Source organism: Saccharothrix tamanrassetensis, from assembly GCF_014203665.1.
In the GTDB taxonomy this organism is placed as follows: domain Bacteria; phylum Actinomycetota; class Actinomycetes; order Mycobacteriales; family Pseudonocardiaceae; genus Actinosynnema; species Actinosynnema tamanrassetense.
Map to the genome: position 1 here is coordinate 656,989 of NZ_JACHJN010000004.1, position 12,336 is coordinate 669,324.

Annotated in this window: 11 protein-coding genes; 1 reads left to right on the top strand and 10 read right to left on the bottom strand. The window is 71.5% G+C overall.

The window, feature by feature from the left end; genetic code table 11:
* Positions 1-47: 47 nt before the first annotated feature.
* The 6 genes from FHS29_RS16150 to ftsH all read right to left on the bottom strand — a co-directional run bounded on the left by FHS29_RS16150 (position 48) and on the right by ftsH (position 5,178).
* Complete coding sequence (locus FHS29_RS16150; protein ID WP_221455999.1) at positions 48-509, bottom strand: DUF3180 domain-containing protein; 462 nt, start codon at positions 507-509, stop codon at positions 48-50.
* Positions 510-687: 178 nt separating this feature from the next.
* Positions 688-1,176, bottom strand: coding sequence for a 2-amino-4-hydroxy-6-hydroxymethyldihydropteridine diphosphokinase (gene folK, locus FHS29_RS16155; protein WP_184691454.1), 489 nt, complete (start codon positions 1,174-1,176; stop codon positions 688-690).
* Entirely contained in the window at positions 1,169-1,531 is a 363-nt protein-coding gene (gene folB / locus FHS29_RS16160) for a dihydroneopterin aldolase (protein WP_184691455.1), read from the bottom strand. Before folB ends, folK begins: the two co-directional genes overlap by 8 nt.
* A complete protein-coding gene (folP, locus tag FHS29_RS16165) occupies positions 1,524-2,309 on the bottom strand; it encodes a dihydropteroate synthase (protein WP_184691546.1) in 786 nt (261 codons plus the stop codon). Before folP ends, folB begins: the two co-directional genes overlap by 8 nt.
* Before the next feature lie 29 nt (positions 2,310-2,338).
* Positions 2,339-2,962, bottom strand: a complete 624-nt coding sequence (folE, locus tag FHS29_RS16170) for a GTP cyclohydrolase I FolE (protein ID WP_184691545.1) — start codon at positions 2,960-2,962, stop codon at positions 2,339-2,341.
* A 5-nt stretch (positions 2,963-2,967) separates the two neighbouring features.
* On the bottom strand, positions 2,968-5,178 hold the full coding sequence (ftsH, locus tag FHS29_RS16175; RefSeq protein ID WP_184691456.1) for an ATP-dependent zinc metalloprotease FtsH: 2,211 nt from the start codon (positions 5,176-5,178) through the stop codon (positions 2,968-2,970).
* Between the two features lie 419 nt (positions 5,179-5,597).
* Between ftsH and FHS29_RS16180 the strand changes: the two genes are divergently transcribed.
* On the top strand, positions 5,598-7,298 hold the full coding sequence (locus FHS29_RS16180; protein ID WP_184691457.1) for a substrate-binding and VWA domain-containing protein: 1,701 nt from the start codon (positions 5,598-5,600) through the stop codon (positions 7,296-7,298).
* Positions 7,299-7,907: 609 nt separating this feature from the next.
* Here the strand turns inward: FHS29_RS16180 and hpt are convergent.
* The 4 genes from hpt to dacB are packed head-to-tail and all read right to left on the bottom strand — an operon-like array spanning position 7,908 to position 11,953.
* Positions 7,908-8,459, bottom strand: coding sequence for a hypoxanthine phosphoribosyltransferase (gene hpt, locus FHS29_RS16185; RefSeq protein WP_184691458.1), 552 nt, complete (start codon positions 8,457-8,459; stop codon positions 7,908-7,910).
* A 16-nt stretch (positions 8,460-8,475) separates the two neighbouring features.
* A complete protein-coding gene (gene tilS / locus FHS29_RS16190; protein WP_184691459.1) occupies positions 8,476-9,390 on the bottom strand; it encodes a tRNA lysidine(34) synthetase TilS in 915 nt (304 codons plus the stop codon).
* On the bottom strand, positions 9,387-10,418 hold the full coding sequence (locus FHS29_RS16195; protein WP_184691460.1) for an Rv3626c family coenzyme F420 biosynthesis-associated protein: 1,032 nt from the start codon (positions 10,416-10,418) through the stop codon (positions 9,387-9,389). Before FHS29_RS16195 ends, tilS begins: the two co-directional genes overlap by 4 nt.
* Before the next feature lie 56 nt (positions 10,419-10,474).
* Entirely contained in the window at positions 10,475-11,953 is a 1,479-nt protein-coding gene (gene dacB, locus FHS29_RS37680; protein ID WP_184691461.1) for a D-alanyl-D-alanine carboxypeptidase/D-alanyl-D-alanine endopeptidase, read from the bottom strand.
* Positions 11,954-12,336: the final 383 nt, after the last annotated feature.

A 12,336-nucleotide genomic window follows, 5' to 3' on the forward strand; every position in this document is an offset into this window, starting at 1 on the left:
CACTACCGTACCGGTCAGTTATCCGATTGAGACCTCCGCGTCGGTATTCACCCGTCCTGCCGGGAATCTTTCGGCGTCCGGCAGCAGTGCTCCAGCCACAACGCCGCGCCGATCAGCGCGACCGCGCACACGACTCCCACGATCGCGCTGCCCAGGTCGTGGTCGGCGGCCTCGAACTCGCCGCGCACCGGCAGCACGTAGATCAGCACGCCCGCCCACGCGCCGGCCATGATCGCGCCGAGCAGTGACGACGCCTTCGCCAGCGCCACCGCCCGGGCCGCGGTCAACGGCTGGACGGGCGCGGTGCCGGGTCTGCGCTGGATCCGCGCCCGCAACGAGAAGGCCAGCACCAGGTCCACCACCGCGATGACGAGCAGGGTGAACCCGGCGAACGTGGGCAGCGGGGGCAGCGTGTCGTAGGCGAGCCGCAGCAGCAGGTGCGCGAGCAGGCCCGCGATGAGTCCGGCGGCGAGCAGGTCACGGGGCTTGGTGAACCTCACACACCCCATGGTGTCATCCGGCCGGCGCGGTCCCCCTGCAACGGCCGTGCCGGCGCCGCGACGCCCCCGCGTTCACCGGGCTGCCCCAGTACAACTCGGATGTCGTGCTCAACGACCGGCGATCACGTACGGACCGCGTGGCCCGTCAACGACTCCGCGCCGACGCCCTACCCGAACCGGCGGGCCGTCAGCGGTTGGCCAGCGACAGGTCGTCCCGCCGCTCGACGCCGGCCACGTCCAGGCCGGCCACGAGGTCCGCTACCCGGCCGTGGCCCGGCAGCACGGCGTCCGGCTCGACGTCCAGCCACGGGACCAGCACGGTGGCGCGCTCGAAGGCACCCGGATGCGGGAGCAGGAGTTCGGGGTCATCGGACCGCACGCCGTCCACGGTCACCACGTCGACGTCGAGCGTGCGCGGCCCCCACCTGCGCTCGCGGACGCGGCCGGCGGCCTGTTCCAGCGCCTGGCCGCGCCGCAGCCAACCCCACTCGTCCACGTCCCCGGCGACGATCAGCACGGCGTTCAGGAAGTCGTCCTGATCGGTCACGCCCCACGGCGCGGTCTCGTACACCGGGGACACCGCCACCAGGACGTCCGAGAACCCGGAGACGGCCGACCGGAGGTGCCCGAGCCGATCGCCCAGGTTCGAGCCGATCGACAGCACCGCCCTAGTCACGGGTGCGCCTCACGGTGACGGAGACGTCCACGAAGGACAGCGGGATCGGCGCGGAAGGCTTGTGCACGGTGACTTCGGTCGCCCGCACGCGCAGGTCGGTCATCACCTCGTCGGCGACCTTGCCCGCCACGGTCTCGATCAGGTCGTACGGCCCGCCGGACACGATGGCCGCCGCGCGCTCGGCCAGTTCGCCGTAGTGCAGCGTCTCGCGCAGGTCGTCGGTGGCCGCCGCCCGCGACAGGTCGAGCCACGCCGTGACGTCGACCAGGAAGTCCTGGCCGTCGCGCTTCTCGTGCTCGAACACACCGTGGAAGCCGCGCACCCGCAGCCCGCGCAACGTGATCCGGTCAGCCATGTCCAGTCCTCCACGCCCTCGCCACGGCCACGGCGTCCAGCGACTTGTCCACGTCGTGCACCCGCACGCCCCACGCGCCCACGAAGGCCGCCAGCGCCGACACCGCGGCGGTGGCGTCCTCCCGGCCGTCCGGCGTGCGGTCGCCCAGCAGGGCACCCAGGAAACGTTTGCGGGACGCGCCGACCAGCACCGGGAAGCCCAGGTCCAGCAGCTCGTCCAAGCGGTGCAGCAACTGCCAGTTGTGCGCGGCGTTCTTGGCGAACCCCAGGCCGGGGTCCAGCACGATGTTGTCGGCGGAGACACCGGCCGCCAGTGCCACGTCGACGCGCGCGCACAGCTCGTCACGCACATCGCGCACCACGTCGTCGTACACGGCGAGGCGGTCCATCTCCCGGCTGTGCCCGCGCCAGTGCATCAGCACGTAGGGCACGCCGGCGGACGCCACCACGGACGCCATCTCCGGGTCGGCCAACCCACCGGACACGTCGTTCACGATCGACGCGCCCGCTTCCAGCGCGGCGACCGCGACCTCGGCCCGCATGGTGTCCACCGACACCGGCACGCCCGCGGCGACCAGTTCGCCGATCACCGGGGCCACCCGTGCCGCCTCGATCGCCGGCGGGATCCGGGAGGCGCCCGGACGGGTCGACTCGCCGCCCACGTCGACCACGTCGGCGCCGCGGCGGAACATCGCCACCCCGTGCTCGACCGCGTCGGACCGGCCGAGGTACCGGCCGCCGTCGGAGAACGAGTCCGGGGTGACGTTCAGGACGCCCATCACCACGCAGTGCCCCGGCCGAGGCAAGCTCACCGCGTGCGTCCCTTGATCAGCTCGATCGCCTCGGCCCGGGTGGACGCGGACGAGCGGTGCAGGCCGCGCACGGCGGACGTGGTGGTCCGCGAGCCGGGCTTGCGGACGCCCCGCATCCCCATGCACAGGTGCTCGGCCTCCACGACCACGATCACCCCGCGCGGGTCCAGCCGGCGCATCAGGGCGTCCGCGACCTGCGACGTCAGCCGCTCCTGCACCTGCGGGCGCTTCGCGTACAGGTCCACCAGCCGGGCCAGCTTGGACAGGCCGGTGACCCGGCCGTGCTCGTTCGGGATGTACCCGACGTGCGCCACGCCGTGGAACGGCAGCAGGTGGTGCTCGCAGAACGAGAACATCGGGATGTCGGTGACCAGGACGAGTTCCTCGTGGCTCTCGTCGAAGGTCTTCGCCAGCACCGAGTCCGGGTCCGTGTAGAGACCCGCGAACAGCTCCCGGTAGGCGCGCGCGACCCGGGCCGGGGTGTCCCGCAGGCCTTCCCGTTCCGGGTCCTCGCCGCACGCGAGCAGCAGCTCGCGCACCGCCGCCTCGGCCCGCTTCTGGTCGAACGCCCGCCGCGTGGAACCGGCCTCCCCGCGGACGGGGAGGCCGGTCTGGTCGATCTCGGTCACGTGCGGTTGTCCGGATCCGTGTCGAACGACCGCTTCCCCGCGTCGGCGTCGGTGTGCTCCGGCTGCCACTGCGGCGGCTGCCCGCCGCCGGGCACGGTCGCCGGGGTCCACCCGGGCGGCGCACCGTAGTTCGGCGGGCCGGACGTCGGGTGCTGGGGCTGCTGCGGCTGGTACGGCGCACCGTTGCTGCCGTTGGGCACCGGCTGCGGTGCGGGCACCGGGTCCTGTGCCGGCGGCAGCTCCTGGTCCAGGGTGTCCTCGATGGCGGGCGGCCACGGCTCGCCGCGTTCCTTCGCCAGCTCCGCCGGGGTCTTGACCGGCGGCTTGTCCGACGGCGTGCGGTTGCCGAAGTCGTTGAACTTCGTGATCCGCGGCCGCTTCTCGACATCGGCGAAGATCCGCTGCAGGTCCTTCTGGTGCAGCGTCTCCTTCTCGATCAGCTCCAGGGTCAGCGCGTCGAGCACGTCGCGGTAGGTGTTGAGCACCTCGTACGCCTCGGTGTGCGCGGCCTCGATGAGTTCGCGCACCTCCTCGTCGATCTCGTGCGCGACCTCCAGCGAGTAGTCGGCCTGCCGGCCGGCCGTGCGCCCGAGGAACGGCTCGCCCTGCTCCTGGCCGTACTTGACGGCGCCGAGCCGGGCGGACATGCCGTACTCGGTGACCATCGCGCGGGCGATCTTGGTCGCCTGCTCGATGTCGTTGGACGCGCCCGTGGTCGGCTCGTGGAAGACCAGCTCCTCGGCGGAGCGGCCACCCAGCGCGAACACCAGCCGGGCGATCATCTCGGACCTGGTCATCAGGTCCTTGTCCTCCTCGGGCACGGACAGCGTGTGACCGCCGGTCCGGCCGCGGGCGAGGATGGTGACCTTGTAGACCGGGTCGATGTCCGGCATCGCCCACGCGGCCAGGGCGTGCCCGGCCTCGTGGTAGGCGGTGATCTTCTTCTCCTTCTCGGAGATGATCCGGCTCTTGCGGGCCGGACCGCCGATCACCCGGTCCACCGACTCCTCCAGGGCGGCACCGTCGATGACCGTGCCGTTCCTGCGGGCGGTGAGCAGGGCGGCCTCGTTGATCACGTTCGCGAGGTCCGCGCCGGAGAAGCCCACGGTGCGCTTGGCCAGGCCGTCCAGGTCCGCCTCGGCGTGCAACGGCTTGCCCTTGGCGTGCACCCGCAGGATCTGCTTGCGACCCTTGAGGTCGGGCGCGGACACCGGGATCTGCCGGTCGAACCGGCCGGGGCGCAGCAGCGCCGGGTCCAGGATGTCGGGCCGGTTGGTCGCCGCGATCAGGATGATCCCGCCGCGCGAGTCGAAGCCGTCCATCTCCACGAGGAGCTGGTTCAGCGTCTGCTCGCGTTCGTCGTGGCCACCGCCGAGGCCCGCGCCGCGGTGGCGGCCGACCGCGTCGATCTCGTCCACGAAGATGATGCACGGCGCGTTCTGCTTGGCCTGTTCGAACAGGTCACGCACGCGCGACGCGCCGACACCGACGAACATCTCGACGAAGTCCGAGCCGGAGATCGAGTAGAACGGCACGCCGGCCTCGCCGGCGACGGCCCTGGCGAGCAGGGTCTTGCCGGTGCCGGGCGGGCCGTAGAGCAGGACGCCCTTCGGGATCTTCGCGCCCAGCGCCTGGTAGCGGCCGGGGTTCTGGAGGAAGTCCTTGATCTCCTCCAGCTCCTCGACGGCCTCCTCGGCGCCCGCGACGTCCGCGAACGTCGTCTTCGGCATGTCCTTGGACAGCTGTTTGGCCTTGGACTTGCCGAAGTTCAGGACGCGGTTCCCGCCGCCCTGGGCGTTGTTCATCATCCACATCAGCAGCAGCAACAGCAGGCCGAGCGGGACCAGGTACAGCAGCATCTGCATCAGGAACGAGTCCTGGCTGACCTTGGTCTCGACGGTCGGCTTGTTGCCCGCCTGGTCGAGGATGGTGAAGACCTCGTCGGTGGAGCTCGCCGGGAACTGGGTGATCAGCCGGTTGTGACCTTCGAAGGTCGTACCGTCGACCAGGGTCAGCTTGAGGCGCTGCTCCTTGTCCTCGATCGTGGCCTCTTTGACCTTGCCGTCCCGGACTTGCTGCAGTGCCTGGGACGTTTTGACCGGGGTGTAGCCCCGAGCGTCGTCGAAGAGCACGGTAAAGGCGTAGTAGAGCAGCAACACCGCCACGATCCACAGCAGCGGGTTGCGAAGCAGGCGCTTGCGGTCCATTCACTTACGGCCGGCGGGCGGCCTCGACCCTCCCTGACTTGGTGACGGGCGCGGACGGGCACGACCCGTCCGACCAGCCTACCGCCCGAGGCACGGGCGGGGTGCTCCGCGTGCGGGGCTGTCGCGTCTCGTCCGACCAACGGGTGGGCCCCGTCAAGGGTTCCCCGTGGTGACCGCGAACACGCATCCCAGGTCAGAAGGGTTCACCGGATCGGCGAACGGCGTGAACCAGGTGGCGCAGATCGCCGTAACACTGGTGAGGGGTGTGACGTTACTAGCAGGTAAGAACAGTGTTAGGTCCGTTCGGGTGACGATGAACACGAGCCCTTGTCACCCGAACGGCCCGTGCCATCCTCGGCCGTTACTGAGTGTTCATCGCCCACCCGAAAGGGTGAACACCAACCAAAGGTACCCACGGTATGTCAGCTCGGACCGATCGTCCTCCAGGCCGTGCCCGCCGGATCGCACTCCCGATCGGCGCCCTGCTCGGCGTCCTCGCGGCGGGCGGTGTCACCGTCGTCGCACTCCAGACCACCAGCGGACCCGAGTGCAGGGGCACCGTGCCGCTCAAGGTCGCGGTCACCCCCGCCGCCGAAGAGGTGGTGCGCGGCGCGGCCGACGACTACCAGGCCGGTCAGCCCGTCGTGGACGGCAAGTGCGTGCAGGTGCAGATCGAAGCGCGCAGCGCGGCCGACGTGTCACACGAGCTGCCGACCGCGCAGATCAACCCGCCCGCGCTGTGGATCCCGGACTCGTCCATGTGGGCGGCCGAGACCCAGCGCCAGGCCGGCGACCAGGGCTCGGACGCGCCGCGCCTGGAGGTCAGGGACTCGCTGGCGTCCTCGCCGCTGGTGATCGCCGGCTCGGAGCGGGCGATGACCGCGCTCGGCTGGCCCGTCACACCCGTGAGCTGGTCGAAGGTGGTCGACCCCCGGGTCACCGTGACGCTGAGCGACCCCACCACGTCCACCGAGGGCCTGGCCACGCTCGCGGTCGTCCGGGCCCAGTTGGGCAACCCCGACGGCAGCCCCAAGCCGGAACTGATCGCCGCGCTGCTGCGGATCGGCCGCAACGCTCAGCCGTCGGTGCGGGACGCGTTCGGCAAGGTCGTGCAGGGCGCGGAGAACGCCCCGGTGTTCACCGCGTCCGAGCAGTCGGTGCTGAACGCCAACCGGGCCGCGGGCTCGCGCCGGGTCGTCGCGTCCTACCCGAAGGAGGGGACGGTCAGCTTCGACTTCCCACTCGTCCGGGTGAGCCGCAGCGGCGAGTCGGCGGGTACCGCGCAGGCCGCCGAGGGCTTCGAGCAGGCCTTGCGCAGCGGCCGCACCGCCCAGCGGTTCGCCGAGGCGGGCTACCGCACCGCTGACGGCAAGGCCCCGAACGGCTGGACGAACGAGAAGGACGGTGTGCGCGGCGACGAGGTGACCATGCTGAGCACGCCGTCCCCGGACCAGGTTTCCGAACTGCTGCGCACGTGGGGCGCGGTGAGCCTGGACACCCGCATCCTGGCCGTGGTGGACGTGTCCGGTTCGATGGCCGAGAAGATGCAGGGCAGCGAGTTGACCCGGGTCGTCGCGGCGAAGGAAGCGGCCTTGACGGCGCTGTCGATGCTGCCGGACACCTCGGAGATCGGACTCTGGGCTTTTTCCACGAACAAGAAGCCCAAGGGCTACGTCGAACTCGTGCCCACCGGCCCGCTGGGTGAACCGATCGCGGGCGCACCGCGCCGGACCCAGCTGCAGAAGGGCGCGGGCACGGTTCCGTCGATGGTCGGCGGTGGCACTTCGCTGAACGACACCGTGCTCGCGGCATTCCGCTACGCGCAGCAGACGTTCAACCCGGCGAAGATCAACTCGGTCACGATAATGACCGACGGCAGCAACGACGACATCTCCACCATCAAGCTGACCGAACTGCTGGACATCCTCCGCAACGAAGCCGATCCCGCTCGGCCCGTTCCCATGTTCATGGTGGGATTGGGGCCGGATGCGGATATGGAGGCTTTGAAGCAGATCGCCGGCGCCACGGGCGGGAAGTCGTATCAGGCGTTGCAGCCCGACGACATCAAGACCGTGCTGCTGGACGCAATCTCACAACGCCGCTGCCGCCCGAACTGCTGACGACAAGAGAACACGGGGCACCAACCGGGCGGACCGCTGCACAAACCGTCCCGCGCCCGCACAGACCGGTGCCTCGTGTTCTCCCCGTATGGCCTGCCCGGAGGGCTACCACGCTTGTCCCGGTAGTGCAAGCACGCTTCACCGCTTGCACTACCGGGACAAGCGTGGTCGTCTTTGACAGGCCATGCGGGGAGAACACGACGCCCTTGCTTTTCCTCCCCGGAGGTCTGCCCAGCGGCGAGCGTCGCTTTTATTACCAGGATCCGCACGGCACTAAGCCTGAAAAGAGTCCTCGCCGGACGGGCAGGCCGCCAAGGATCCCATAAAAGCCAAAGCCTGAAAGATACGAGCAGCAGGCTGTGTGTCATCCCCGCATGGCCCGGTCAAAGACAACCATCCTTGTCCGGGGAATGCAAGCGAAAAGCGTGCTTGCATTCCCCGGACAAGGATGGTTCGCTGCGCGCAGGCCATACGGGGATGACACACAGCACGGCAGGAGTGTGCGCTGAGCGCGCTGGGGGTTTCGACGCAGCGGTGTTTGTCGGAGGTCTGGGGTTTCGGCGCAGCGGTGTTTGTCGGAGGTGTCTGACGCGGGGAGTCCCGCTGGTGTCAGCTGGAGTAGACCTTCGGGTCCAGGGTGCCGATGTAGGGCAGGTCCCGGTAGCGCTCGGAGTAGTCGAGGCCGTAGCCGACCACGAATTCGTTGGGGATTTCGAAGCCCACGTACTTCACCGGGACGTCCACCTTGACGGCGTCCGGTTTGCGGAGCAGCGAGCAGACCTCCAGCGAGCGCGGCTTGCGCGACGCCAGGTTCTTGAGCAGCCAGGACAGCGTCAGGCCGGAGTCGATGATGTCCTCGACGATGATCACGTCCCGGTCCACGATGTCCCGGTCGAGGTCCTTCAGGATGCGTACCACCCCGGAGGACGAGGTGGACGAGCCGTAAGAGCTGACCGCCATGAACTCCAGCTGCACGGGCACCGGGAGTGCCCTGGCCAGATCGGTCATGAACATCACCGCGCCCTTGAGCACGGTGATCAAGACGAGGTCGGACCCGCCGTCGGCCGGGTAGTCGGCCGCGACCTTGTTGGCCAGCTCCGTGACCTTGTCGCTGATCTCCTGCTCGGTGATGAGCACGGAGGCGATGTCGCCGTCGTACACGGACGATCCCCTTTTGTCATGACTGAACCGGTTCCACCTGCAGCCTGCCATGCAGGCGGCGTGCCACAAAGCCGCCGGGCAACCAAACTCCGCCCTGTCCGTGCCACCCACCGACCAGCGCGTCCACCCGGCGAAGGTGCGAGTCGGACAACTCGGGCACCCCCGTGCCGAGCAGCCAGAGACGAAGAACACGTCTGCGGAGCGCCGGCGGCAGCCGTTCCAGGTCCGCCACGGTCTGCCGGTCGCCCTCGAAGGCCTCGGCGAGCGCGTCCAGCGCGTCGCAGTCCTCGCGGAGTTGGGCGGCGGTCCGGGCCAGCGCATCGGCCACGCCGTGCTGCAGGACGTCCTCCAGCAGGGGCAGCACCTCGGTACGCAGGCGGACGCGCATGTAGGCCGGGTCGGAGTTGTGCGGGTCGACCCACGGCGTGAGGTCGAGTTCGGCGCACGCGGCGTTGGTGGCCTCGCGTGGCACGCCGAGCAGCGGACGCCCCCACGGCGGGTCGTACGGCCGCATACCGGCGATGCTGCGGGGGCCGGAGCCGCGCCCCAGGCCGAGCAGCACGGTCTCCGCCTGGTCGTCGCGGGTGTGGCCGAGCAGCACCACGCCCCGCTCGGGTCTCAGGGCCGCGTACCTGGCACGCCTGGCGGCGGCCTCAGGGCCTCCGGGCCCGTCCACGACGACCCTTCGGACTTCCGCGTCCAGACCGAGCCCCCGGCACGTCCTCGCGGCCTCGGCGGCGACCCGGGCGGAGTCCTCCTGCAGCCCGTGGTCGACGACCACCGCGGTCGAGCCGGGCGCGAGTTTCGCCGTGACGGCGGCCAGGGCGAGCGAATCCGCACCCCCGGACACCGCGACCGCGACCCGCTCGGGCCGGTGTTCGGCCAAGAACCGCTTCACCGCCGTACGGACCTCGGCCAGCGGTCCGTTCACGGTTGGACGCGGCGCAGCCAGGCAGCCGGGTCGGCGATCTCGGCCCGGGTGGGCAGCGTCTCGGGGCCGGTCCACACGGTGTTGAAGCCGGACATGCCGGCCTGGTCGACCACGTGCCGGGTGAACGCCGCGCCTTCCGCGTACTGGCGGACCTTCGCCTCCACGCCGAGCAGGGTCCGCAGGATCCGGTCCAGCACCCCGCCGCCCTTGCGGCGCGCGGTGAACCGTTCCCGGATCACCCCGACCGACGGCACGACGTCGGGCCCGACGGCGTCCATCACGTGGTCGGCGTGCCCCTCCAGCAGGGTGGACAGGGCGATCAGCCGGTCCAGCACCTCGCGCTGGGCGGGGCTTTGCAGCAGGTCGACGAACCCGTCCGCCTCACGCAAGCGTTTGGGCAGGTCGCGCAGCCTGGGCGCGACACCTTCGTCCATCGAGCCGAGCAGGCTGCCGACCAGCCCGGAGAAGTGCCCGCCGAGCCACGGCACGGCGGTGAACTGGAGCCGGTGGGTTCCTTCGTGCAGGCACACCCACATGCTGAAATCCGCGCCGGAGACGTCCAGCGCCCGTTGCGCACCGACGATGTTGGGCGCGACCAGCAGCAGCCGGCCGCCCTCCGAGAACGGGTCGTACTGCCCCAGCACCCGCGCGCTCAGGAACGCGATGACCACGCCCGCCTGCACGCCCGCCGTCCCGGCGAGCACCCCGCTCAACGCACCCGACTGCTTGGGCAGCGCCCCGTCGGTCAGCACGGCGAGCCCCTGGACGGCCGCCCGGATCCAGCCGGGCCGGTCCACCACCTCGCCCGCCTTGAGCGGCAGCCCGTGCCCGAGCCCGGTCAGCCGCCGGACGTGCACCTCGGCGTCGATGGCCTGCTCGCGCAGCCGCCCCACCGCGATGTCCGCCTCCGCTCTGGGCACCACGGGGCCAGGTCGGACCAGCCGGGCAGCGGTCGCCACGGCCAGCTCCCAGTCGACGGGGTCGCTCCCCGTCGCACCCGGACGGTGATCCTGCGTAGAGGCGCTCACCCTCCTGACGCTACCTGCGGCGGCACGCCCGGCAACACACCCGGCGCGCGCGTCGTTCAGCCGCAGCCGCAGCCGCGCAGTGCCGCGGCCAGCTCGTCCAGCGCTCCCCGCACCTGCTTGGTGTCCGACGAGCTCAGCGACATGAACGCGAAGACCAGCAGCCGCCCGTCGGCGTCCACCACCACGCCGGCCAGCGAGTTCACCCCGGTCAGCGTCCCGGTCTTGGCCCGCACCCAGCCCTTGCCCGCCGCACCGGCCTCCTGGTAGCGCCCGGCGAGCGTCCCGCTGCCGCCCGCCACCGGCAACGCCGTCAGCAGTGGCCGCAGCTTGGCCGTGCGCGGGTCGGCGGCGTCCGGCTTGGCCGCCGCCGCGAGGATGTCGGCCAGCAGCCGCGCGGGCACCTTGTCGTTCACCGAGAGCCCGGACCCGTCGGCGACCTCGACCCCGGTCAGGTCGAACCCGTTCTCGGTGAGCACCGCCCGCACCGCCTGTACGCCGCCGGCGAACGTCGGCTCCATGCCCTTGGCGAGCGCGACCTCGCGGGACATCGTCTCGCCCAGCACGTTGTCGGAGATCTGCATCATGTTCTCGACCAGCTGGTCCACCGGCACGGACTTCACCTCGCCGAGCACCTCGGCCCCCGGCGCCGCCTGCCCCGGGCCGACCGCCGTCACGCCCAGCCGCGAGGCCAGCGCGGAGGCCGCGGTGGCGCCGGGCGTCTCCGAGCGCGGGGTGTCCGGCATCGTCGGGTCCTGCCGGCCGCCGTCGATCATCAGCGGCACGATCGGCGCGACGTACCCCTCGGGCACGTCCGCCGGCGCCCAGCCGGGTGCCAGGCCGTCGCCCCGGTAGCGGCTGACGTCGAACAGCACCTGCTTCACCGGGCCGTTCGCGGAGACCTGGGAGGCGAGGTCGTCCAGGGTCGGCGCGCCGGGGTAGACCGTGCGGCGGTCGGCGGGCAGCGAGGACAGCGTCGGATCCCCGCCGCCGACCAGCACGACGGTTCCCGGCTGGTCGCCCCGCACGACCTTGGTGGACAGTTGCGACGTGTGGTCCAGGCTCAGCAGTGCCGCCGCCGCGACCAGGACCTTCACCGTCGACGCGGGAGTCAGCGGGGTCGTCTCGCCCTGCTTCCACAGCACCGTGCCGGTCACCGGGTCCACCACGGTCCCGGTCAGCGTGCCGAGCACGCCGTTGCCGGCCGGTCCGCGCAGCACCGAACCGATGCCGCCGGCCGTGGGCGCGGGTGCGTCCGCCCCGACGCCCTTCAGCGCCAGGGAGACCGGTGCGGGCGGCTGCGGTGCGGCCGTGGTCGGGGTGGGCGCGGTGTCCAGCCAGCCCAGCTGCCACGTCGCCACCGCGCCGCCGGCGAGCACGACGACCATCGCCAACGCGCCCACGAGCAGCAGGGGGCGCTTCCGCCGTGGCTTCTCGGCGCCGTTCGACCGGTCGGACCCGACGGACGCCTCGCCGGCCGCGTCGGAGGGTGCTCCGACCGGCAACTCCGCGTCGGCGCGTTCCCCGTTCGGAGCCACCCGCTCCGGGCGGGCCCGTTCCGGAGACCCGCCGGACCCCGCCGCGCCGGCGCGGGCCGCGTCGGAGGCCGCCGCGCCGGAAGCCGGCCCACCCGGGCGCGCTCCATGGGGAGGCGGTCCACCCGACTGAGGTCCACCCGACTGAGGTCCACCAGCGGGCGACCCACCGGGGCGCGCGCTACCCGAAGTGGGCCGGTCGGAGGGCGCTTCGGCCGGCGTCGAAGGCTTCTCACGTTCCGTGATCGGTTCAGCGGCGTCACCCGCCGGCGCCGCGCCCGACCCCGCCGCGGGCCGCGGACCGGTCCGTCCGGGCTGCGCCGGAGGCGGCACGGGGAGCCGCATGGTCGGCGGGTCCGCCGGTCGTGGACGCCTGACCTGCACCG

Coding starts and splice junctions, on each gene's coding strand:
- FHS29_RS16150 (WP_221455999.1), bottom strand. CDS start 509: ATGGGGTGTGTGAGGTTCACCAAGCCCCGTGACCTGCTCGCCGCCGGA.
- folB (WP_184691455.1), bottom strand. CDS start 1,531: ATGGCTGACCGGATCACGTTGCGCGGGCTGCGGGTGCGCGGCTTCCAC.
- folP (WP_184691546.1), bottom strand. CDS start 2,309: ATGGGCGTCCTGAACGTCACCCCGGACTCGTTCTCCGACGGCGGCCGG.
- ftsH (WP_184691456.1), bottom strand. CDS start 5,178: ATGGACCGCAAGCGCCTGCTTCGCAACCCGCTGCTGTGGATCGTGGCG.
- FHS29_RS16180 (WP_184691457.1), top strand. CDS start 5,598: ATGTCAGCTCGGACCGATCGTCCTCCAGGCCGTGCCCGCCGGATCGCA.